The sequence below is a fragment of the Janthinobacterium psychrotolerans genome (assembly GCF_001677885.1).
GTDB lineage: Bacteria > Pseudomonadota > Gammaproteobacteria > Burkholderiales > Burkholderiaceae_D > Janthinobacterium > Janthinobacterium psychrotolerans.
Map to the genome: position 1 here is coordinate 217,785 of NZ_LOCQ01000056.1, position 22,506 is coordinate 240,290.

The following is a 22,506-nucleotide window of genomic DNA, read 5'->3' on the forward strand; positions in this document are numbered from 1 at the left end:
TCCCATGCAAAAAAGGGGTCTACAGGGCTTGCTGCCTGTTTGCCTGTCGGTTCGCACTCCAACAATATGAAAATTTACTACGCATTTAGCCGAAATGCAATCTGCTTTTATCGCCAGGTCCATGAAAACGACGTTCTTTTGCTGTATGCTGGCGCCAGAAACAAGGATGTATTTCACATCTTTAACAAGCTGACCTGCCATGCGACTGACCGCCTATACCGACTATACCCTGCGTACCCTGATGTACCTGGGCGCCAACCGCGACCGGCTGGTCACCATCCAGGACATCGCCGACCTGCATCTGATTTCGAAAAACCATCTGATGAAAGTGGTGCACCAGCTGGGACTGTCGGGCATCGTGGAAACCGTGCGTGGCCGCAACGGCGGGCTGCGCCTGGCGCGCGAGCCGTCCGAGATCAATATCGGCACCGTGGTGCGCGAGACGGAAAGCGATTTTTTCATGGCCGAGTGTTTTAACAAGGACAACAATACCTGTCCGCTGACACCGGACTGCAAACTGAAATCGGCGCTGGGCCAGGCGACCGGCGCCTTCCTGGCCGTGCTCGACCAGGTGACGCTGGCGTCCATCCTGGCGCCGGCGCCGGCCGCGCTGGCCGGCGTGATCGCCTTGAAACTGGAACACTGAGGCGGCAGTTCAGGATCTGGCGGGCCTGGCCAGCAATGTCAACAGCGCATCGAAGTCAACCGGCTTGACCAGGTGATGGTCAAAGCCGGCATCGAGCGCCCGCTGCCGGTCTTCGGCCTTGCCGTAGCCGGTCAGCGCCAGCAGCCGCGCCTGGGCGATCTCGGCGCTGGCACTGGCGCGCAGGCGCCGCGCCACTTCATAGCCATCCATGCCGGGCAGGCCGATATCGAGGATGTACACCTGGAAGCGCCGCACTTGCGCCAGGCGCAACACGGACGCGCCGTCGTGGGCGATCGTCACGTCGAAACCGCGCGCGCGCAGCAAGGCGCCCAGCATGTGGGCGCCATCGACATGGTCGTCCAGCAGCAGCAAGCTCGGCAAATTTGTGTTCGCCAGTGGCGCCGCTTCTGCCGCACCGGCCTGCGGCGCGCTGTCCTGCGCCGGCGCAGACGATACCGGCAGGCAGACGGTCAGGGTGCTGCCCTGGCCCAGCCCGGCGCTATGGGCCTGCACACTGCCGCCATGCAGTTGCGCAATCCTCTGCACCAGCGCCAGGCCCAGCCCCAGGCCGCCCTGGGCGCGGTCCGGCGTGCGCTCGGCTTGCACGAACAGTTCGAACACATGCGGCAGCAGATCGGGGGTCATGCCGATGCCATCGTCGCCGACAATAATGCAAGCCTGCCCCTGCGCCAGCTGCAGCGACATGCTCAGATGCCCGCCGAGTGCCGTGTATTTGGCCGCATTGCCCAGCAGGTTGGCCACCACCTGTACCAGCCTGGTCCGGTCGCCATGCACCAGCACCGGCGCTGGCGGCAAGACCAGCGCCAGCTGGTGGCGGCGCGCCTCGATGGACGGGCGCACCTGTTCGATGGCGCCGTGCAGCACCTCGCGCAGGTCGATCACGCGCCGGTCCAGCTGCACCAGGCCGCGCGTGACGCGCGACACGTCGAGCAAATCGTTGACCAGGTTGGTCAAATGGCGCACCTGGCGCTGGATCACGCCGGCCGACTTTTGCACGCGTTGCGGATCGGCCGCGCCAAACATCAGCAGTTGCGCCGCGCTGCTGATGGGCGCGAGCGGATTGCGCAGCTCGTGCGCCAGCATGGCCAGGAATTCATCCTTGCGCACGCCCAGCCGGCGCAGTTCCTCCTCGGCCCGCTTTTGATCGTCGATATCGGTGCAGGTGCCCATCCAGCGCGTGATGCCGCCAAGGTGGTCGCGGATCGGCAAGGCACGCCCCAGCACCCAGCGGTAAATGCCGCTGTGGTGGCGCAAACGGTACTGGATTTCATACACCTTGCCGCTGGCCAGGCAGGCATGCCAGGCGTCCCAGGCACGCGCGCGGTCGTCGGGATGAAAAATATCGTTCCAGCCCATGCCATTGGTCGAGCCGTTCGGCACGCCCGTGTAGCGGTACCACTGCTCGTTGTAGTAATCGTGGTAGCCGTCCGGCAAGGTTGACCACACCATCTGCGGCATGGCGTCGGTAATGATGCGAAACTTCGCTTCGCTCTGGCTCAGCGCGGCCTCACTGCGTGCGCGCTCGGCGGCAATGCGGATGCGCGCCGCCACTTCCTTGATCAGCACCAGTTCTTCCGCCGTCCAGTGCCGTTCGCGCCTGTCGTTGACGAACAGCACGGCCACCAGCGCACCATCCTCCACCACCGGCACATGGACAAAGGCGGCCGCATCGCGCGCGCGCAGGTGCGCCGCCAGGGGCGCCGTGCGCGGATCGTGATCGACATTGGCAATGGCGATGAAACGATCGCGCCTGAGCTCGTCGACCAGCGCGCCATAACCGCGCAAGGCGTTGCTGCCGGCCAGGCTGTCGACGCCCGGCGCGCACCAGTCGCGCACGACGCCCAGGGTATCGGCGGCCAGGTTGAGGGTGCCGTAGCCGACCCGGCTGGCGCCCAGCGCCTCGCCCAGGATGGCCGATGCCGCGTGGCCGATGTCGCCCTCACCCTTCAGGTTGCGCAGCGCTTCGGCCAGATTGGCCAGCACATCGCGCAAGGTGTTCTTGCGCGGCAGATAAAAGTCGGTCAGCTCCTCGACCGTGTGCATGATCCAGGCAACGGCGCCATCGGCATCGAGCACGGGCGCGTTCTGGATTTTCCAGTAGCGCGCCTGGTAGTCTGTGCCATTGGCTTCGGTGGCGATGTCATAGCGCTGCAACTCCATCTTGTCCGGGCGCGCGGTGGCGCACACGCGCAGCAGCGAGGCGCGCAGGTTGGCGACGCCGTCGGCGTGCGGATCAGCGGGATTGCCGGGAAAGGCGTGGAACACATTGCGCCCCACCACATCGGCAACACGGCGCCCGGACAGGCGCAGATAGGCGGCATTGGCGGTAACGATGGTCATTTGTGGCGTCATTACCACACACGGTGTGGGCATGGCCTGCAGAAACGGCTCGAAACCCAGGAGACCTTCCGTGGGCGGACGCTGCGGCAAGGCGGCGTCACAGGGGAAGGTCGGGGGCGTATCCATACAACATCGGGCTCCAGTCAGAGGTAGCCGGGGACTATGCCATGATTACTGATGAGCTGGGCGTTTATTTGGAGGCCATGAAAAAAGCCGGTGCTTGCGCACCGGCCTGCCCTGCTTCCTTCACTGCGCCTCAGATCAGTGCGCGCTGGCGCCCGCCGCGCCGATGCCCGTTTCCGAACGCATTTGCTGCGCCTCGTAGCCGGCGCGGTCGATGCGCGCGCGCGGGCTCTTGTCGAGGATGGAGAACAGCCAGATGCCGACGAAACCGGCCGTCATCGAGAACAGCGCCGGCGAAGCGTAGGGGAACAGCGCTGCCGGATGGCCCAGCACGTCGACCCACACCGATTTCGACACCACCGTCAGGCCGACCGCCGTGATCAAACCGAGGAAGCCGCCGATGGTGGCGCCGCGCGTGGTGCAGTCTTTCCACAGCACCGACATGAACAGCACCGGGAAGTTGGCCGAGGCGGCAATCGCAAACGCCAGCGAGACCATGAAGGCGATGTTCTGCTTTTCAAAGGCGATGCCCAGCACGACGGCGATAATGCCCAGCACGATGGTGGTCACGCGCGACACTTTCAGTTCGTTCGCACCGGTGGCCTTGCCCTTCTTGATGACGGTGGCGTACAGGTCGTGCGAGACGGCCGAGGCGCCCGACAGGGTCAAACCGGCCACCACGGCCAGGATGGTGGCAAACGCCACGGCCGACATAAAGCCCAGGAACACATTGCCGCCGACCGCCTTGGCCAGGTGCACGGCCGCCATGTTGTTGCCGCCCAGCAGTTTGCCGGCCGCATCCTTGAATTCGGGATTGGTGCTGACCAGCACGATGGCGCCAAAACCGATAATGAAGGTCAGGATATAGAAATAGGCGATCCAGGTGGTGGCCCAGAACACCGATTTGCGCGCTTCCTTGGCGCTCGGCACGGTGAAGAAACGCATCAGGATGTGCGGCAGGCCAGCCGTGCCGAACATCAGCGCCATGCCGAAGGAGATGGCCGAAATCGGGTCCTTGATAAAGCTGCCCGGACCCATGATGGCTTCCTTGGTGGCGTGCACGTCGACCGACCTGGCAAACAGCGCTTCGGGGCTGAAGTTGAACTGCGCCAGCACGGCAATGGCCATGAAGCTGGCGCCGCCGAGCAGCATCACCGCCTTGATGATCTGTACCCAGGTGGTGGCCGTCATGCCGCCAAACAGCACGTAGATCATCATCAGGGTACCGACCAGCACCACGGCGATCCAGTATTCGAGGCCGAACAGCAGCTTGATCAATTGGCCGGCGCCGACCATCTGCGCGATCAGGTAAAAGGCGACCACCACCAGAGTGCCCGATGCCGAGAAAATGCGGATCGGCGCCTGCTTGAAGCGGTAGGCGGCGACGTCGGCAAAGGTATAGCGGCCCAGGTTGCGCAGGCGCTCGGCCATTAAAAAGGTGATGATGGGCCAGCCGACCAGGAAGCCGATGGCGTAGATCAGGCCATCATAGCCATTCAGAAAGACGGCGGCGGAAATGCCGAGGAACGATGCGGCCGACATATAGTCGCCGGCGATCGCCAGGCCGTTCTGGAAACCGGTGATGCCGCCACCGGCCGTGTAGAAGTCCGAGGCCGACTTGGTTTTCGCGGCCGCCCATTTGGTGACGAACAGGGTAAAGATGACGAACACGGCGAACATGATGATCGCGGTCCAGTTGGTCGGCTGCTGCACCGCCTGGCCCAGGTCGGCGCCGGCGGCCATGACCGCGCCGCTGCCGCCTGACAAAGTCAATCCTGCCAGGGCGCGCCGGAACTGCCGGACGGCGCTCATACCTGCACCCGCTTGGCGATGGCGGCCGTCAGCTCGTCGAACTGCTTGTTGGCGCGGCTGACATAGATGCCGGTCACCACCACCGTGAAGACGATCACGAACAGGCCGATCGGCATGCCCCAGGTCATCACGCCGGCGCCCGTTTTCGAGGCGAGAAATTCCTTGTTGAAGGCGATCAGCAGGATGTAGCCGTAATAGACCACCATCATGGCGGCCGTCAGCCACCAGCCGAACGTCGAACGTACCTTGACCAGCTTGTGATAATTGGGGTCGCCCTTGATTTTTTGAACCAGATCGTCTTGCATTTTGTTGCCTCCATTTATATGAAACCATGCTCTTTTGTTTCGAGCTTGGCTACCACAATAAAGGGCGAGGCTTACCCGCCCCTTACGGCGGGCGGCATTTCGACATTTCAGTTCAGGGCGGACGCGGGACCGAAAAACTCATGGTGGGTCTGGTTTTCCGGCACGCCCAGTTCGCGCAGGTAGCCCTTTACGGCGCGCATGAACGGCTGCGGTCCCAGGAAATACGCATCGACATCGCGCGAGGCGGGCAGCCATTGCGCCAGCTGCGCCTTGCCCAGCAGGCCGACGGCGTCCGGCGCATGTTCGGGCCCGCCATGTTCCGCATAGCAGTAATGGCGTTTCAGTTGCGGATGCCGCGCCGCCAGTGCGTCGATCTGCGCGCGAAACGCATGCACGCCATGGTTGCGTGCCGCATGGATAAAGTGCACCGGGCGCTTGCCGCGCAGGGCCTGCGTCAACATGGCCAGGGTCGGCGTGATGCCGACGCCGCCCGAAATGAGCACCAGCGGCTTGTCGCCGTCGGCCAGCACGAACTGGCCCGACGGCGGCGTCAGTTGCACCACGCCGTCCAGGTGTACCTGGTCATGCAAATAATTCGATACCTTGCCGCCCGGCTCGCGCTTGACGCTGATGCGGTAGGTCTGGCCATTGCTGGCGGCCGACAGCGAATACTGGCGCCGCATCGGCACGCCGTCGACATTGACCACCACGCCGATATACTGGCCCGGCGCAAACGCCAGCACCGCCTTGCCGTCCACCGGCGCCATCAGGAACGAGGTGATTTCTTCGCTCTCCGCCACCTTGCCGACCACCTGAAAATCGCGCGCGCCACTCCAGCCGCCGGGCGCACTGGCCTGTTGCCGGTAGATGCGCCCTTCTTCGCCGGCCAGGATCTCGGCCAGCTGGCCGTAGGCCGCGCCCCAGGCGTCGATCACGGCGTCGGTCGCCACCTCCTCGCCCAGCACTTCGCGGATCGCCTTGAGCAGGCTGGCGCCTACCAGTGGATAGTGCTCGGCGCGGATCTGCAGCGCCACGTGCTTGTTGACGATGGTGGCGACCAGGCCGCCCAGGGCGTCGAGCCGGTCGATATTGCGCGCATAGGCCAGCACGCCGTTGGCCAGCGCGCGCTGCTGCTCGCCGCTGTGCTGGTGCGCCTGGTTAAAGTACGGCAGAACTTCCGGATAATCGCGGAACAGGCCCTGGTAAAAGTGGCGGGTCAGCGCTTCGCCGCCCTGCTCGAGGATCGGCACGGTGGCGCTAACGATGTCGCGTTGTGGCTGGGTCAGCATGAAAAACTCCTGTAATGAGGTGGATAGCTATGTGGATTCAGATGGCTTCGACGGCCGGATACAGTTCGGTCTCTTCGCGGCGCATGCGCTGGTACAGCGCGTGCAACACCAGATTGGCTTCGCTGCGGAAGGCGTCAGGCTCCTGCGCCAGCCGCACGGCCGTATTCCAGCGCCCGGCAAAGGCCAGGTAGTCGCCGGCGATGCCTTGCATCTCCGTTTCGTACTGGCGGCCCAGGCGTGCCACCCTGGCCACGCCGCACGCCTGCACGGCCGGATACAGCACGCGCTGCTCGACAGCCAGGTGCAGCTTGACCAGGCCGCTCATGGCGACGACCTGTTCGGCGATCGCCTGCGCCTGCGCCGCCACGCCGCTGCGCGCCAGGGTACGCAGCTGGTCGATGGCCGACAGGATGGCCACGTGTTCATGTTTGAATTTATCGATATTCATGGTGGTTTCCGCGGTAGAAGTGCCGCCAGTGTAGCGCCTTGCGCTTAAACATGCAAATTACATGCATGTTTTAAGCCGCAGCCGGCCACGCCGGCTTGCGGCGTGCATTGTCAGTCGTCGGGAATTTCGAGGCGCAGCGGCCGCGTGCCGATGCGCGCGCCCGTCACCTCATCGATCACCACCGGCTTGACCTCGGCGCCGGTGGCCACGTCGAGCATGCGCGACAGCCGGCCTTCGCAGCGGTGCCGCCGGCCCCACTCGCCCAGCATCACCAGCACCGGCAGCAGATCGCGCCCGGCGTCTGTCAGCCGGTACTCTTCGCGCGTCGTTTCGGAATAGCGATGTTTTTCCAGCAGCCCTTCCTGGGTCAGGCTGGCCAGGCGGCGCGTCAGCATGGTCGGCACGATGCCGAGGTGCTTGCGGAACTGGTCGAAACGCGTGAGGCCAGCATGCGCGTCGCGCAGGATCAACAGGCTCCAGGCGTCGCCGAACACGGCCAGGCTGCGGGCGATGGGACACGCCCCTGTGGTGGAATTATTTTCAGTAATCATGGCGAGCGTTTACTTTTACTTTCAAAAAGATAGTAATATTCGTACTGAAAAGATAGTAACACGAACCGGTTCGTCGCACCAACCATCACCATCAGGAGTCATTCATGCAGCAAGCAAGCCACCGCGTCGCCATTGTCACCGGCGCCTCTTCCGGCATCGGCCAGGCCACCGCCCGGCATCTGGCCAGGGTCGGCTATCAGGTGTTCGGCACCAGCCGCCGCCCCGCCGGCAACGGAGGCCAGCCCTTCGAGATGCTGGCGCTCAACGTCACCAGCGACGACTCGGTCGAGGCGCTGGTCAGGGAAGTGATGCGACGCGCCGGCCGCATCGACCTGCTGGTCAATAACGCCGGCTTCGGCGTGGCGCCGGCCGCCGCCGAGGAAAGCTCGCTGGACCAGGCGCGCGCCATCTTCGACACCAATTTTTTCGGCCTGGTGCGCATGACGCGTGCGGTGGCGCCGCACATGCGTGCGCAAGGCAGCGGCCATATCATCAATATCGGCTCGGTGCTGGGCTTTTTGCCGATGCCTTACATGGCCCTGTATTCGGCCAGCAAACACGCGGTGGCCGGCTATTCGGAAGCGCTCGACCATGAACTGCGCACGATGGGCGTGCGCGTGTCGGTGGTGGAACCCGCCTATATCAATACGCCGTTCGACGCCAACCTGATGGCGCCCGACGCGCCGCTGGCGGCCTACCGGGCCATCTGCGAAAAGGTCGAACAGCGTGTCAGGCAGGTGCTGGTCGGCGCCGATGGCCCCGAGGTGGTGGCCGAGATCATCGTCAAGGCGGCTGGCGCGCGCAAGCACCAGCTGCGCTACGCGCCGGGCCTGGCCAAGCGCATGCGGCTGCTGCGCCGCTATGCGCCGGCCAGCGTGCTCGACGCGGGTGTGCGCAAAGACCTGCGGCTGGAGGGCTGAACATGCAAGCCTATCTGCTCGAAGCCTATGGCAAACAACAGCAACTGCGCCTGGCCCGGGTGGCCGAACCGGTGCTGGCCGACGACGAGGTGCTGGTGCAGGTGCATGCGGCCGGCGTCAACCTGCTCGACGCGAAAATCAGGAATGGCGAATTCAAGCTGATCCTGCCCTACAAGGTGCCGCTGGTGCTGGGCCACGATGTGGCCGGCACGGTGCTGCAGGTGGGCGCGACGGTCACCGGCTTCGCAGTCGGCGACGAGGTCTATGCGCGCCCCGGCGACATGCGCATCGGCGCGTTTGCCGAGCGCATCGCCGTCAAACAGGATGCGCTGGCCAGCAAGCCTGCGACCCTGACGATGGAACAGGCGGCGTCCCTGCCGCTGGTGGGCCTGACGGCCTGGCAGGCGCTGGTCGGCCTTGCCAGGCTGCGGCCAGGGCAAAAAGTGTTTATCCAGGCCGGTTCCGGCGGCGTGGGCAGCTTTGCCATCCAGCTGGCCAAGCACCTCGGTGCGTTTGTCGCCACCAGCACCAGCGCCGCCAACGCGGCCTGGGTCAAGGAACTGGGCGCCGACCTGGTGATCGACTACAAAAAAGACGATATCGCCGCCGTGCTGCGCGACTACGACGTGGTGCTGCACAGCCAGGACAGCGCGACCTTGCGCAAGTCGCTGGGCGTGCTCAAGCCGGGCGGGCGCCTGATCTCGATTTCCGGCCCGCCCGATCCGGCCTTTGCGCACAAGCTCGGTGCGCCATGGCTGGTGAAACTGGTGGTGCGGCTGCTGAGCGCCGGCGTGCGCCGCCAGGCGCGCCGGCGCCAGGTTGATTATGACTTCCTGTTCATGCGCGCCGACGGCGCTCAGCTGCGCCAGATCGCCGAACTGGTCGACGCGGGTGCGATCCGGCCGGTGATCGACCGCGTGTTCCCGTTCGAGCTAACGCCGCAGGCGCTGGCCCATGTCGAGAGCGGCCGCGCCAAAGGCAAGGTGGTGATCGCCATGCAAAACTGAGTTTTTCAGGAGCGATGCGAAAAACAGCGCTCCTTTGCTGCAATGTACACAATAGAACCTCAAAAACCGGCTGGCGCGGCCTATAATCCGATTGCGCCTGATTGTGTCCCGGCGCCGCCATGCAAGGCGGCGTTGACGGGACAAACGGCATACCCAACATGACAGCCAAGGACAAGCATGAACACAGTAAGCGGCACTGGCCAGGCCAGGCAACTGGCCGGCATGATCAGCCAACACCATACCCAATTGCTGGAAGGCTGGATGGCCGACCTGATCGGCAGGCTGATGCGCCGTGACAAGATCGCTGAAAACGAACTGCGCCAGCAGGCGGCGCAATTTCTGCCCTCGCTGGCCGGCGCACTGGAAAGCAGCGACTCGTTCGACATCGAAGCGCGCGCCTGGGATGATACGCGCCAGTTGCTGACCGAAATTTCGCAGTCGCGCGTGCGCCAGGGCTATTCGCCGATCGACACCGCCAGCTTTATCTTCTCGCTCAAGGAACCGCTGTTCGGCTACCTGCGCACGGCGCTGGACGACACGCCGCAGCAGCTGAGCGAGGCCATTGTCGGCACCAGCATCCTGTTCGACAAGCTGGGCCTGCTGACCATCGAAATCTATCAAAAAGCGCGCGAGCAGGTCATCATGCGCCAGCAGCAGGAATTGCTGGAGCTGTCCACGCCGGTGGTGCAACTGTGGAAAAACGTGCTGGCCCTGCCGCTGATCGGCACCCTGGACAGCGCCCGCACCCAGGTGGTGATGGAAAGCCTGCTGCAGAAAATCGTCGACACCGGCGCCCTGATCGCCATCATCGACATCACCGGCGTGCCCACCGTCGACACCCTGGTCGCCCAGCACCTGCTGAAAACCATCGCCGCGGCCCGCCTGATGGGCGCCGACTGCATCATCAGCGGCATCCGTCCGCAGATCGCGCAAACCATCGTGCACCTGGGCGTGAACCTGGAAGACGTGATCACCAAGGCCACCCTGGCCGACGCCTTCGTGGTGGCCCTGAAGCGCACCGGTTCGACCATCACCTATTCGAAGCAGGCAGACTGAGACGCCCATGGAAAGAATTCCCATTTTACGCATGGGCCGGCTGCTGCTGGTCACGATCCAGGTGGACATGCATGACCGCCTGGCCATGACCTTGCAGGACGACCTGACGGCGCGCATCGTCAAGGACCGCGCCACGGGCGTGCTGATCGACATTTCCGCGCTCGACATCGTCGACTCCTTTATCGGCCGCATGATCAGCAATACGGCCGCGATGGCCAAGATCCTCGACGCGCGCACGGTGGTGGTCGGCATGCAGCCGGCCGTCGCCATCACGCTGGTCGAACTGGGCCTGACGCTCGAAGGCGTGAGCACGGCGCTGAACGTGGAACTGGGCATCAAGCTGCTGGAACGGGGCAGCCTGTGGGATTGAGGGCGCGTGAGCGCGCAACCATTGCGAGTGCGCAATGAGCGGTCCCGGCGAAGCGCAGGTGCTGCCCCTGCACACGGATGAAGACGTGGTGCGGCTGCGCAAGCAGGTCCGTGAAAGCATGATCGCCATGCGCTTCGGGCTGGTCGAGCAGACCAAGTACATCACGGCGGCCAGCGAACTGGCGCGCAATGTGCTGCGCTATGGCGGCGGCGGCGAGGGCCGCATCGATTATCTGCGCGACGGCAGCCGCCAGGGCCTGGAACTGAGTTTCAGCGACCAGGGCCCCGGCATCGCCGACATTGCCCTGGCGCTGTCGGACGGCTATACCAGTGGCGGCGGACTGGGACTGGGTCTGGGCGGCGCCAAGCGCCTGTCCGATGAATTCCGGATCGACACCACCCCCGGTGCCGGCACCACCGTCACGATCGTGAAATGGAAGCTGTTTTGAACCTCGCCGTATCTTCGCCTGAGCTCTCGCCTGAGGCCTTCAGGCAGCAACGCTTCCCTGTCGGAGAACCGAGCGAAATCGCGGCCGCGCGCCGCGCCGGCAACATGCTGGCGCGGCGCATCGGTTTTGACGATGTGCGCACCGGCCAGCTGGCCATCGTCATCAGCGAAGCGGCCACCAATATCGTCAAGCACGCAGGCCACGGCGAGCTCCTGCTGCGCAAGGTCACGCGCGGCGCCATCCACGGCATCGAGGTGCTGGCCATCGACAAGGGGCCGGGCATGCGCAACGTGGCCCAGTACCTGCAGGACGGCCATTCCACGGCCGGCACCTATGGCGTGGGCCTGGGCGCGATCGGCCGGCTGAGCCAGGAGTTCGACCTGTATTCGCTGCCGGGCATGGGGACGGTGCTGATGATGGTGGTATGGGGCGCGACGGCCAACGCCGAAGTCCCCGCCGATCCCGGCTGGCAGGTTGGCGCCGTCTGCCTGCCTCTGGCGTCCGAGGAAGTGAGCGGCGACGCCTGGAATGTGGTCTTCGAAGGCCATGAAATGAGCCTGATGATGGCCGATGGCCTGGGCCATGGCCCACATGCGGCCGAAGCGTCCGAGACCGCCAGCGCGCTGCTCGAGACCTGTGCTCCCGGCCTGGCGCCGCTGCCCGGCAGCTTTCTGAAACTGGCGCATGCCGCGCTGGCCGGCACGCGCGGCGCGGCGATGGCGCTGGCCCATGTCGACCGCGAACGGCGCGAACTGCGCTTTGCCGGCGTGGGCAATATCGCCGCCTGTGCGTTCGAAGACGGACGCTGCCGCCACCTGCTGTCGCATAACGGCATTGTCGGCAGCAATCTGCGCAAGGTGCAGGAATTCCAGCATCCGTGGCAAAGCGGCAGCTTGCTGGTGATGCACTCGGACGGCCTGCACACACGCTGGGATCTGGACCAGTACCCCGGCCTGTCGCGCTGCCACCCGGCCCTGATCGCCGCCGTGCTGTACCGCGATTTTTCGCGCGGGCGCGACGACGTCGGCGTGGTGGTGCTGCGCGAGCACCAGGCCGGCGAGGCACCGGCGGAGGCGGCATGAGCCAGCGCATCCTGACGGCGGTGATCGGCAATGAACTCGACGTGGTCGGCGCGCGCCAGCGTGCGCGCCAGATCGCCGCCCTGTGCGGCTTCGGCGTGCAGGACCAGGTACGCATCGCCACGGCGGTATCGGAACTGGCGCGTAACGTGTACAACTACGCCGGCAGCGGCAAGATTCATTTCGCCATCGACGGCAGCACGGCGCCGCAGGTGTTCTCGATCCGCATCGAAGACCGTGGCCCCGGCATCGCCCAGCTCGATCGCATCCTGGCCGGCCAGTACCAGTCGCAGACCGGCATGGGCCTGGGCATCCTCGGCGCGCGCCGCCTGATGGACCGGTTCGAGATCCACAGCGTGCCGGGCAAGGGCACCGAGATCACGCTGCAAAAGCTGTTCCCGCGCGAGGCGCCGCTGCTCACCGGGCCGAGAATCGGCGCGCTCTCGGGCAGCCTGCAGGCGCTGCCGTCCGATATCACCCTGGCCGAAGTGCAACAGCAGAACCACGAGCTGCTGGCGACGTTGGCCGAACTGAAAACGCGCCAGGACGAACTGCTGCAGCTCACGCGCGAGCTGGAAGACACCAACCGCGGCGTGGTGGCGCTGTATGCGGAACTCGACGAAAAGGCCGACCACCTGCGCCGTGCCGACCAGATGAAGTCGCGCTTCCTGTCCAACATGAGCCATGAATTTCGCACGCCATTGAGCTCGATTCGCGCGCTGTCCAAGCTGCTGATCGACCGCGTCGATGGCGAGCTGTCGGTGGAACAGGAAAAGCAGGTGATGTTCATCCTGCAAAGCGCGGTCGGCCTGAACGACCTGGTCAACGACCTGCTGGATCTGGCGAAGATCGAAGCGGGCAAGGTCGACGTCCACGCCAGCACCTTCAACGTGGCCGACCTGTTCAGCGCGCTGCGCGGCATGCTGCGCCCGCTGCTGGTGTCCGAATCGCTGAGCCTGACCTTCATCGACCCCGATCCGGCGCTGGAGATGCACAGCGACGAAGGCAAGCTGTCGCAAATTCTGCGCAATTTCATCTCGAACGCGCTCAAGTTCACCGAAGCGGGCGCCATCGTTGTCAGCGCCACGCCGCTGCCGGCGCAAGGCGCGATCCGCTTTGCCGTCGCCGACACGGGCCTGGGTATCAGCGCCGAAGACCAGCAGCTCATCTTCGAGGAATTCAGCCAGGTGGAAAACCATTTGCAGCGCAGGGTCAAGGGCACCGGCCTGGGCCTGCCGCTGTGCCGCAACCTGGCGACCCTGCTCGGCGGCAAGGTGGCGGTGGAAAGCACGCCCGGCACCGGCTCGGTGTTTTCCGTCACCCTGCCCGTACGCCATGACGCGCGCGCCAGCGACGACCCGATACCAGCGCCGTCAGGCCAAGCCGGCAGCGACGATCGCATCGCCGTGCTGGTGGTGGAAGACAACGCATCGATACGCCTGCTGTACCAGAAATTTTTGGCCGATACCGAGTTTCGCCCGGTCTTCGCGCGCAGCGTGCACGAGGCCGTCGAGCTGTGGGAGCAGGAACGCCCCGCCGCCGTGCTGCTCGATATCTTGTTGCACGGCGAAAACTCCTGGCACTGGCTGGCCGAGCTGAAAAACGATCCGCTGCGCCGCCACGTACCTGTCATTATCGCCACCGAAGTCGAAGACCAGCGCAAGGGACTGGCCCTGGGCGCCGACGCCTATTACATCAAGCCGCTGCTGCGGCCGCAACTGCTGGCCGGCCTGCGTGGCCTGATACCGCAGGATGGCCGCACAACAATACAAGAATCACAGCAGGCCCTGTCGCGCCGCATGGCAACTCAACCCGGGAACTAGCATGGCTCCGTACAATCATGGCGACGCACTGATATTGAATGTCGATGACAGTGACGGCGCGCGCTACGCCAAGTCGCGCATCCTGACGCGCGCCGGCTTCAATGTGATCGAAGCGTCCAATGGCGGCGATGCGCTGGTCCGCGCGCGCAATGACCGGCCGGCCCTGATCCTGCTTGACGTCAAGCTGCCCGACATCAATGGCCTGGAAGTGTGCCGCCGGCTGAAAGGCAACCCCGAGACCAATACCATCCTGGTGCTGCAGACCTCGGCCTCGTTTATCGGCACGGCCGACAAGATCCGCGCCCTCGATGGCGGCGCCGACAACTACCTGGTCGAGCCGATCGAGCCCGATGAACTGATCGCCAACGTCAACGCCCTGCTGCGCCTGGGCCGGGTCGAGCGCGAGCTGCGCGAAGTGGACCGGCGCAAGGATGAATTCCTGGCCACCCTGGCGCACGAGCTGCGCAACCCGCTCGGGCCGATCCGCACGGCGCTGGCGCTGCTGCGCAAGCTCGATCCGGTAGTGCCGGCGATGCAGGAAAACGCCCGTGCCACCATCGGCCGCCACACCGATCACCTGGTGCGCCTGGTCGACGACCTGCTCGACGTATCGCGTATTTCGCAGGGCAAGATCTCGCTGCAGTGGGAGCGGGTCAGCCTGGCCAGCTTCGTGAAAAGCGCGATCGAGACCAGTTCGCACATCGTCGAAGAGCGCGGCCATGCGCTGGAAGTGGCGCTGCCGCAGGAGGAACTGTGGGTACACGGCGACCCGGTGCGCCTGTCGCAGATCGTCGCCAACCTGCTGCTCAACGCGGCCAAGTTCACCGCGCCGGGCGGCGCCATCGGCATCAGCGCCGAGCGTTGCGGCGACCAGGTGCGCATCCGCCTGGCCGACAACGGCATCGGCATCGCCGCCGGCAGCATCGAGGCCATCTTCGGCCTGTTCGAACAGAGCGGCCATGTGCCGGACCGGGTGCAGGACGGCCTGGGCATCGGCCTGTCGCTGGTGCGCAATCTGGTCGAGCTGCACGGCGGCCAGGTCACCGTGCAAAGCCCCGGCGTGGGCCTGGGCAGCACCTTTGAAATCATGTTTCCGCTCGATCTGTCGGCGGCGCCACCGGCCGTGGTCCAGGAGGCGCAGCCCGCCAGCATCAGCAAGCGCATCCTGGTGGTCGACGACAACGTCGACGCGGCCGACACCCTGGCCGAGCTGCTTGAACTCGACGGCCACGACCTACGCACCGCCTACACCGGCGCGCAGGCGGTCGAACGCACCATCGAGTTCAGGCCCGAGATCGTGTTTCTCGATATCGGCCTGCCCGACATCAGCGGCTATGAGGTGGCCGGCAAGCTGCGCCAGCTGCCGATCGCGCAGGACTTCGTGCTGATCGCGCTGACCGGCTATGGCCAGGAACACGACCGGCGCGCCGCGCTCGATGCCGGCTTCAACGACCACTTTGCCAAGCCGGTCGATTTCGGCAAGCTGGCCACCCTGGGGCTGCATGTTGGCAGATAAAATGCGCCCTCCAATGCTACGCATCACCATGATCCTCGGCGCCCTGCACGCCGTGCTGGGCTACCTGCTGCTGCCGGCCCTGCACCTCGCCTTGCCCGGCTTCCTGCTGGGCGCCGCCGTGCTGCTGGCCTCGACCATGCTGATGCCGATGACGATCTTCGCGCGCGCCATCACCCATGACACGCGCCTGGCCGACCGCCTGAGCTGGGCCGGCTCGCTGTGCATGGGATTTTTTTCCTCGCTGTTCGTGCTGGCCGTGCTGCGCGAACTGCTGATGCTGTATCCGCCGGCGCGCCTGCATGAACAGGCCAGCGCCACCGGCGTGCTCGGCCTGGCGCTGCTGGCGACCATCGTCGGCTTTATCAATGCGCGCCGGACCGCGCGCGTCAAGGAAGTGACGGTCGCCATCGCCGGCCTGCCGCCGGCCTTGCAAGGCTTTACCATCGTCCAGCTGAGCGACATCCATGTGGGCGCCACCATCAAACGCGCCTGGGTCGAAGCGATGGTGGCGCGCGCCAACAGCCTCGCTGCCGATGCGATCGCCATTACCGGCGACTTCGGCGACGGCACGGTACCGCAACTGGGCGCGCATACGGCGCCGCTGGGCATGCTGCGCGCCCGCCATGGCGTCTTCCTTGTTACCGGCAACCACGAATACTATTCCGGCGCGGTACCGTGGGTGGCCGAATTTCGGCGCCTGGGCTTGACGGTGCTGATGAACCAGCACCAGGTACTCGAGCACGATGGCGCGCAGCTGGTGCTGGCCGGCGTGACCGACTATAACGCCGCGCATTTCGATCCGGGCCACACCAGCGACCCGCAAGCGGCGATTGCCGGCGCGCCGCCTGGCCTGCCCTGCATCGTGCTGGCGCACCAGCCGCGCAGCGCACCGGCAGCGGAAAAAGCCGGCTTCGACCTGCAACTGTCCGGCCACACCCACGGCGGCCAGTTCTGGCCGTGGAATTTGTTCGTGCCGCTGCAGCAGCCCTATGTGGCGGGCTTGCACCGCAGTGGCAAGCTGCAGGTTTATGTGAGCCGTGGCACCGGCTATTGGGGGCCGCCGAAACGGCTGGGGGCGCCAGCGGAGATGACGAGGATTACGCTGGTGGCCGCCTAGTCAGCCCAGCTGGCCATCCACGCGTTGAGGCGGGCCACCATCGCCGGCGTATTCAAACGCTCCACCGCGCCGTCAATGGCGTCACTGTCGCTGACCTCGAACAGCAGCACCGTTTCCTCACGCTCGGCACCCGTGCCGAACAGCCCTTCCCGGTCCAGCAGCTCCAGCGCCGCAATGCCCGCCTCAAACGCGCTGGCGCGTAACACCTCGAAATCGACATCAAACGGCAAGTCGCGATGCGCCTGCAGCAGCAGGCGATAAGCGCTGTCGAAATACGCGCCGCCCTCGTCAAACTGCCATTCCGGCGGATTCCACAGCATCTCGTCCTCGTCTTCCGCGCCGGCAAGCGCTTCGCCGCTGTTGGCCAGCAGGGAAATCGTCATGGCGCTGTCGTCGCTGTACAGGGCGTAGGCATTGAAATGCTGATCCGGATGCGCGGCGCGCAGGGCGGCAACGGCCTGGCGCGTGGCGTTGAGGAGCAAGGTGTGCAGCAGCGGCGCGTCGAACACGGCGGGATCGATCACGCTGGCGCGCTCCAGGGTGTAGCCCTCGGCCAGCGCGGCCGCGCAAAAGGCGGCATAGGCCGCCTGCGCCTGGTCCGCACTGGCATGCCTGGTGCGGTTTTCCTCGCCCCAGGTCATGGCCGCGCCTTCGGCGCTCCAGAAGGTGGTATCAAACACCCGTGCTTCGCGAAAATGCGCGGGCGCCGCGCCGTCATGGCGGTAAAACAGGCTGTAGTTGCTTGTCATTGAAATCCATTCTGGTCGGTTCAATCCGGGTTCATCTGCGCCGCGAAATCGTGCTGGCGGAACTGCTCCAACAGGTAGTCGACAAACACGCGCGTCTTGGCGGGCAGCAGTTTCTTGCCGGGGTAGTATAGCGACAGGGGGCCGGAATCGGCGCTCCAGCCGGGCAGCAAGCGGATCAGGGCGCCGCTGCACAAGGGCGCCAGCGCATGCGGCATTGGCAGCAGCGCCACGCCGACGCCGTCGATGGCCGCCTGCGCCATCGCTTCGGGGTCGTCGAAGATGGCGCGCGGCCGGTATTCGGCCACGCCCTCGCCGCCCTGGCCGTCGCGCAGCACCCAGCTGCGCAGGCGCCCGCTGCCGGCCGAACGGCGCGCAATGCCGTCCAGTTGCGCCAGGTCGGAAGGATGCGACGGCATCTGCCTGCCGCGCATATAGGCCGGTGACGCGGCAGCGACGATACGGACGTGGCCCAGTTCGCGCGCCACCACGCCTTGCGTCAGTTCGATGCCGCCGCCGATGGCGACATCAAAACCTTCGCCGATCAAATCTACCTGGCGGTTGTCGAAATGGCAGTCGGGAATCACGCCCGGATGGCGGCGGATGAATTCGGCCAGCAGCGGCACCACATAGCTGCGCCCGAACGACGGCGCCAGGCTGATTTTCAGCACGCCGGCCGGCTGGCCGCCCTCCTCGGCCGCGTTGGCGATCGCCTCGCGCAAGGTGGCCAGCGCGCCACCAATCTGCTGCAAAAAACGCTCGCCGCCTTCGGTCAGGGTCAGCTTGCGCGTGCTGCGCTGGAACAGGCGCAGGCCCAGGCTGGCTTCGAGGCGCGCCACGTTCTTGCTGACGGCCGCTGGCGTCAGTCCCAGGCGGCGCGCGGCCGCCGAAAAGCTGCCGGCTTCGGCCGACAGCACGAATGATTGCAAATGATTGAGCGCTTCCATGCCGCCATTCTACGCTCTCATTTGATACCAATGGTTGAAAGTGATTGTCGCCATTACCGGCTAGCGCAGTTGGGTCTACAGGCAGATACTGGCTGCTCCCAACCACTGATTGAAAGCCCATCATGACTGCCACTCACAACACCACCACCCTGCCATTCACCGGCAAAACCGCGTTTGTCACGGGCGGCTCGCGCGGCATTGGCGCCGCCATCGTGCGCCGCCTGGCGCGCCAGGGCGCCCATGTCGTGTTTACCTATCAAAACTCCGGCAGCGACGCCGAAGCGCTGGCCGCCAGCGTGCGCGCGGCCGGCGGCCAGGCGCACGCGGTGAAAGCCGATGCGGCCGATGCGCAAGCCTTGTCGGCGGCCGTCGCCGAGGCGGCAAGAGTGACGGGCAAGCTCGATATCCTGGTCAATAACGCGGGCATCTTTCTGCCCGGCGCCATCGACGATTTTTCCCTGGCCGACTTCGACAAGACGCTGGCCGTCAATGTGCGCGCCGTGTTTGTCGCCATCAAGGCGGCGGTGCCGCTGATGCCGTCTGGCGGGCGCATCATCAATATCGGCAGCACCAATGCGCACCGCATGCCGTTCGCCGGCGCGGCCGCCTACGCGATGAGCAAGTCGGCGTTGTCGGGCCTGGTCCAGGGCCTGTCGCGCGACCTCGGCCCACGCGGCATTACCATCAACAACGTCGAACCCGGCCCGGTCGCCACCGACATGAACCCGCCCACCGGCGATTTTGCCGACCTGATGCACGGTTTGATGGCGCTGCCGCGCCATGGCACGGGCGAGGAGATCGCCGGCATGGTGGCTTACCTGGCCAGCGAGGAAGCGGCCTTCGTGACCGGCGCGGGCTTGAAGATCGACGGCGGTTTTGCGGCCTAGGCGGACGCCTTCTTCGACAGATGGTCGCCGGAACCCGCCGGCAGGCGCCAGGTATCATCATGCCCAGCAGGCTGACCAGCGCCACCAGCACAAAGGCCAGGCGAAACTCGGCGGCGGCCATCTGCTTGATGCCGGCAGTTTGCACCAGCCAGTGCCCGAGCCGCACACCCAGCGCGCCCAGCGCCACGCCCAGGCCCATGGCGACCTGGAAGGCGGTGCTGAACAAGATGTTGGCGGCGGCCATGCGCGCTTGCGCCATGTCGGCAAAGGCGATGCTGTTATAGGCAGTGAACTGCATCGAGCGCGTCAGGCCGCCGACGAACAGCACGCCAGCGATCAGCCAGATGGGGGTGGCGGGCGTCAGAAAAGCGCAGGCCTGCAGGGACAGCACATTGATGGCGCCATTGACCGCTGATGGGAATGAACACGCCCAGAGTCAGCAGATAGGCGCTCACGCCGATATTCAAGTCCAGCGGCGCCACGCCGAACGACCTGGCGATGTCGGGCACGGCGGTGGTGATCACGGTGCCGTCGAGATTTTCCATGAAAAAGGCGCCCGCCACCAGCAGCGCGATCGAACGCGCCTTGCGCGCGTCATCAAGGTGTATGGCCGGTGTAGCCGCTTGAGCAGTCATGGTGATTCCCGAATGGTCCAGGCGCCATTATCGCCGAAGCCCGTCCAACCAAAAGCTCAAGCGTCAGCGTCAAGCCGCCTGCGCCACCCCGAACATCAGCGAACGATGGGCCGCCACGCCGGCCATGGCGCCGTCGGCCACGGCAAACGCCACATTGCCGGCCGCGCGGCCGGCGTCGCCGCAGCAGAACACGCCGGCCACGCTGGTCGCTTTCGTTTCATCGGTACGCACCACCGGCCCCATCGGTCCTTCATCGATCGCGCAGCCCAGCTGTTCGGCCAAGGGGCTGGCCTGGTGGGTGCGGGGCGCAACAAACAGGCCGGCCATGGCGTGCCTGCTGCCGTCTTCCAGCACCACCTCGGCCACACCCTCGATGCGCGCGACAAGCCTGCGCTCGAGCGTGCTGCCACGGCGCGCCAGTTCGGCCAGCTGCGCCGCATCGGGCTCGAAGGCGCCATTGAGGAACAACGTCACCGTACCCCAGTCGGGCAGCATCAGCGCGTGGTGCATCGACAAGGCGCTGCTGGCGATCACGCCGATGCGGCCCTGGCCAAGCTCGTAGCCGTGGCAGTACGGGCAGTGAAACGCACTGGCGCCCCAGCGCTCGCGCAAGCCCTCGACCGGCGGCAGTTCGTCGACCACACCGCCGGCCAAGACCAGGCGCGCGGCCTGTACCCGGCTGCCGTCGTCCAACATGATCTCGAAGCCATCCGCCGTTTGTGCGGCTTGCCGCGCCCTGCCCTCGCGCCAGCTGACGGTGGCATACGCGAGTACCTGGCGTTTGCCGTCGGCGGCAATGTCGCCTGGCGCGCGGCCGTCCTGCGTCAGGAAACCGTGCGAGTGGCTGGCGTAGCGGTTGCGGCGCTGGCCGGCGTCGATCACCAGCACGCGCCGGCGCGCGCGGCCCAGCTGCATGGCGCAGGACAGGCCGGCGTAGCTGCCGCCAACGATGATGACGTCATACGGTGGATGTGATTCAGATGGGTTCATGGGCCGGGCTCCGTTGGTTGGCATGCAAATGGCTGAAACGCGCGGACAGGTCGGCCAGGCTGACTGCACCGAGGCGCGCGATCAGCAGCGCTTCGGCTTCGTCAAAAGCGCTCGCCAGCGACTGGTTGACAGCCTGTTCGACCAGGCAGCCAGGCTGCTCGACGCGATTGCCCATGGCAAACACCGTGGGCGCGCCGACGGCGTCATAGATATCACGCAGGGTGACCTGCCCAAGATCGCAGCTGATGGTCCAGCCGCCGCCATGGCCCTTGGTCGAGGCCACATAGCCACGCTCGCGCAAGCCCGCCATCACGCGCCGCACCAGCACCGGGTTGGTGCCCAGGCAGGCGGCCATCTCCTCGGACGTCATCGGGCGTCCCGCATGCGCCATATGCAATAGCACATGCAATATCGATGAAAGTTTGCTGTCTGGTTTCATGTAACCAATGATATTACATGATAGCGATTAATGCAAACTACTTGCAAATATCAGCGAGCAGCGCAGGCCTGGGCCGCCCTCTCCAGCCACTGCGCATCGACCGTACCCAGGCGCGTGGTGCAGACCTGGTGCGCGCCATTCAACACCACCGTGTAGGGCAAGGCGCCCAGCGGATTGCCGAACTGGCGCAGCAGATCCTGTCGCCCCGGCGCCGCCAGCTGCACATACGCCGTGCCGGCCTTGCGCGCGAACGGCGCCGCCCTCCGCCCCTCGTCGATGGCGATGCCAACAAAGCGCAAGCCGGGCAGGCGGCGCGACTGCGCTTGCAGCAGCGGCAGTTCACGCACGCAAGGCAGGCAGTTGCTGGCCCAGAAGTTCAGCAGCACGGGGCCTGGCAAGGCCGCCAGGGTCACGCTGCCGCTGGCGTCCAGCGCGGGCAATTTGAAATCAGGATTGGGCTGTGCCAGCGCCAGGGCTGCCATCAGCCATACCGCGCTCACGGCGCCACCAGGCTGGCGTCGTTGATGCGGTAGTACAAGCCCATCGAATCGCTTTTGAGCACCGTCATCTTGCCGCTCATGATCATCGGCGCGTAAGTGAATTTGACCGGCGCCTTGCTGTTGATTTCGACCACGCCTTCCGGCCCGGCCGGCAGGCAGAACGGGCAGCTGGCCGAGGTCACCGTCAACAGGAAGTGCTTCTGCTTCTGGCCCGGCTGCAGCGGCATCATGAAGCCCTGCACCTTGACCTCGCTCTGGTCGAGCGCCGTGATTTCAGCGGTATATTTGGGCACCATGCGCCCGCCCTTCGCTTTCACGGTGGTGGCTTTCGACAGCAGGCTCCAGGGCAGCACGCCGGGAATATCCTCGAGCGGCGCGAAAAACGACGGCGGCTGGTCGGCGCTCGCCGGGGTGGTGACCTTCGCCGCCTGGGCGGTCAGGCCAGCGCCAGCAAGCAGCAGAACAAGCAGTAATGATTTCATGATGTCTCC

23 protein-coding genes and 1 pseudogene are annotated in these 22,506 nt (G+C 65.4%); 11 read left to right on the forward strand and 13 right to left on the reverse strand.

Annotated features, from left to right (window positions below):
- The first annotated feature begins 199 nt into the window (after positions 1-199).
- Complete coding sequence (locus ASR47_RS15080; protein WP_065308596.1) at positions 200-646, forward strand: RrF2 family transcriptional regulator; 447 nt, start codon at positions 200-202, stop codon at positions 644-646.
- A 9-nt stretch (positions 647-655) separates the two neighbouring features.
- Here ASR47_RS15080 and ASR47_RS15085 read toward each other — a convergent pair whose 3' ends face one another.
- From ASR47_RS15085 to ASR47_RS15110, 6 genes are all read right to left on the reverse strand, one after another.
- Positions 656-3,133 (reverse strand): ATP-binding protein, encoded by a 2,478-nt coding sequence (locus ASR47_RS15085; RefSeq protein ID WP_082988946.1) that lies wholly within the window; start codon positions 3,131-3,133, stop codon positions 656-658.
- Positions 3,134-3,268: 135 nt separating this feature from the next.
- Positions 3,269-4,942 carry a cation acetate symporter gene (locus tag ASR47_RS15090; RefSeq protein WP_065308598.1) on the reverse strand — a complete coding sequence of 558 codons (1,674 nt, stop codon included), beginning with the start codon at positions 4,940-4,942 and terminating at the stop codon, positions 3,269-3,271.
- Complete coding sequence (locus ASR47_RS15095) at positions 4,939-5,247, reverse strand: DUF485 domain-containing protein (RefSeq protein ID WP_065308599.1); 309 nt, start codon at positions 5,245-5,247, stop codon at positions 4,939-4,941. The genes ASR47_RS15090 and ASR47_RS15095 overlap by 4 nt, the downstream gene beginning before the upstream one ends.
- Before the next feature lie 107 nt (positions 5,248-5,354).
- Positions 5,355-6,536, reverse strand: a complete 1,182-nt coding sequence (gene hmpA, locus ASR47_RS15100; RefSeq protein WP_065308600.1) for an NO-inducible flavohemoprotein — start codon at positions 6,534-6,536, stop codon at positions 5,355-5,357.
- Positions 6,537-6,573: 37 nt separating this feature from the next.
- Complete coding sequence (locus ASR47_RS15105; RefSeq protein WP_065308601.1) at positions 6,574-6,984, reverse strand: hemerythrin domain-containing protein; 411 nt, start codon at positions 6,982-6,984, stop codon at positions 6,574-6,576.
- Between the two features lie 110 nt (positions 6,985-7,094).
- Positions 7,095-7,535: a winged helix-turn-helix transcriptional regulator gene (locus tag ASR47_RS15110; protein ID WP_065308602.1), complete on the reverse strand. Its 441-nt coding sequence runs from the start codon at positions 7,533-7,535 to the stop codon at positions 7,095-7,097.
- Between the two features lie 104 nt (positions 7,536-7,639).
- Here ASR47_RS15110 and ASR47_RS15115 point away from each other — a divergent pair, with 104 nt between their 5' ends.
- The 9 genes from ASR47_RS15115 (at position 7,640) to ASR47_RS15155 (ending at position 16,871) form a co-directional block, all read left to right on the forward strand.
- Positions 7,640-8,455 carry an oxidoreductase gene (locus ASR47_RS15115; RefSeq protein WP_065308603.1) on the forward strand — a complete coding sequence of 272 codons (816 nt, stop codon included), beginning with the start codon at positions 7,640-7,642 and terminating at the stop codon, positions 8,453-8,455.
- A 2-nt stretch (positions 8,456-8,457) separates the two neighbouring features.
- Entirely contained in the window at positions 8,458-9,462 is a 1,005-nt protein-coding gene (locus ASR47_RS15120) for an NADP-dependent oxidoreductase (protein WP_065308604.1), read from the forward strand.
- Between the two features lie 177 nt (positions 9,463-9,639).
- Positions 9,640-10,518, forward strand: a complete 879-nt coding sequence (locus ASR47_RS15125; RefSeq protein WP_065308605.1) for an STAS domain-containing protein — start codon at positions 9,640-9,642, stop codon at positions 10,516-10,518.
- A 7-nt stretch (positions 10,519-10,525) separates the two neighbouring features.
- Positions 10,526-10,888 (forward strand): STAS domain-containing protein, encoded by a 363-nt coding sequence (locus ASR47_RS15130; RefSeq protein WP_065308606.1) that lies wholly within the window; start codon positions 10,526-10,528, stop codon positions 10,886-10,888.
- A 34-nt stretch (positions 10,889-10,922) separates the two neighbouring features.
- On the forward strand, positions 10,923-11,336 hold the full coding sequence (locus ASR47_RS15135; protein WP_065308607.1) for an anti-sigma regulatory factor: 414 nt from the start codon (positions 10,923-10,925) through the stop codon (positions 11,334-11,336).
- Positions 11,333-12,418, forward strand: coding sequence for an ATP-binding SpoIIE family protein phosphatase (locus tag ASR47_RS15140; RefSeq protein WP_245714359.1), 1,086 nt, complete (start codon positions 11,333-11,335; stop codon positions 12,416-12,418). The genes ASR47_RS15135 and ASR47_RS15140 overlap by 4 nt, the downstream gene beginning before the upstream one ends.
- Positions 12,415-14,238, forward strand: coding sequence for an ATP-binding protein (locus ASR47_RS15145; protein WP_065308609.1), 1,824 nt, complete (start codon positions 12,415-12,417; stop codon positions 14,236-14,238). The genes ASR47_RS15140 and ASR47_RS15145 overlap by 4 nt, the downstream gene beginning before the upstream one ends.
- Position 14,239: 1 nt before the next feature.
- Complete coding sequence (locus tag ASR47_RS15150; protein WP_065308610.1) at positions 14,240-15,754, forward strand: response regulator; 1,515 nt, start codon at positions 14,240-14,242, stop codon at positions 15,752-15,754.
- 13 nt (positions 15,755-15,767) lie between these two features.
- Entirely contained in the window at positions 15,768-16,871 is a 1,104-nt protein-coding gene (locus ASR47_RS15155; protein ID WP_065308611.1) for a metallophosphoesterase, read from the forward strand.
- Here ASR47_RS15155 and ASR47_RS15160 read toward each other — a convergent pair.
- The gene (locus ASR47_RS15160; RefSeq protein ID WP_082988948.1) at positions 16,868-17,620 is read right to left on the reverse strand and encodes a DUF4303 domain-containing protein; all 753 of its coding nucleotides are present in this window, start codon (positions 17,618-17,620) and stop codon (positions 16,868-16,870) included. The two genes, ASR47_RS15155 and ASR47_RS15160, sit on opposite strands and share 4 nt — an antisense overlap.
- A gap of 20 nt (positions 17,621-17,640) precedes the next feature.
- The gene (locus tag ASR47_RS15165; RefSeq protein ID WP_065308612.1) at positions 17,641-18,564 is read right to left on the reverse strand and encodes a LysR family transcriptional regulator; all 924 of its coding nucleotides are present in this window, start codon (positions 18,562-18,564) and stop codon (positions 17,641-17,643) included.
- A gap of 122 nt (positions 18,565-18,686) precedes the next feature.
- On the opposite strand from ASR47_RS15165, the gene ASR47_RS15170 reads away from it, so the two are divergent.
- Positions 18,687-19,451: an SDR family oxidoreductase gene (locus ASR47_RS15170; RefSeq protein WP_065308613.1), complete on the forward strand. Its 765-nt coding sequence runs from the start codon at positions 18,687-18,689 to the stop codon at positions 19,449-19,451.
- Positions 19,452-19,858: 407 nt separating this feature from the next.
- On the opposite strand, the pseudogene ASR47_RS28365 reads toward ASR47_RS15170, so the two are convergent.
- The 5 genes and pseudogenes from ASR47_RS28365 to ASR47_RS15200 form a co-directional block, all read right to left on the reverse strand.
- A pseudogene (locus ASR47_RS28365) lies at positions 19,859-20,086 on the reverse strand (MFS transporter); the annotation flags it as partial.
- 69 nt (positions 20,087-20,155) lie between these two features.
- Entirely contained in the window at positions 20,156-21,076 is a 921-nt protein-coding gene (locus ASR47_RS15185) for an NAD(P)/FAD-dependent oxidoreductase (protein WP_065308616.1), read from the reverse strand.
- Positions 21,063-21,515, reverse strand: a complete 453-nt coding sequence (locus ASR47_RS15190; protein ID WP_065308617.1) for an Rrf2 family transcriptional regulator — start codon at positions 21,513-21,515, stop codon at positions 21,063-21,065. Before ASR47_RS15190 ends, ASR47_RS15185 begins: the two co-directional genes overlap by 14 nt.
- 50 nt (positions 21,516-21,565) lie before the next feature.
- Positions 21,566-22,015 carry a TlpA family protein disulfide reductase gene (locus ASR47_RS15195; protein WP_065308618.1) on the reverse strand — a complete coding sequence of 150 codons (450 nt, stop codon included), beginning with the start codon at positions 22,013-22,015 and terminating at the stop codon, positions 21,566-21,568.
- On the reverse strand, positions 22,012-22,497 hold the full coding sequence (locus tag ASR47_RS15200) for a DUF3299 domain-containing protein (RefSeq protein WP_065308619.1): 486 nt from the start codon (positions 22,495-22,497) through the stop codon (positions 22,012-22,014). Before ASR47_RS15200 ends, ASR47_RS15195 begins: the two co-directional genes overlap by 4 nt.
- Positions 22,498-22,506 lie beyond the last annotated feature (9 nt).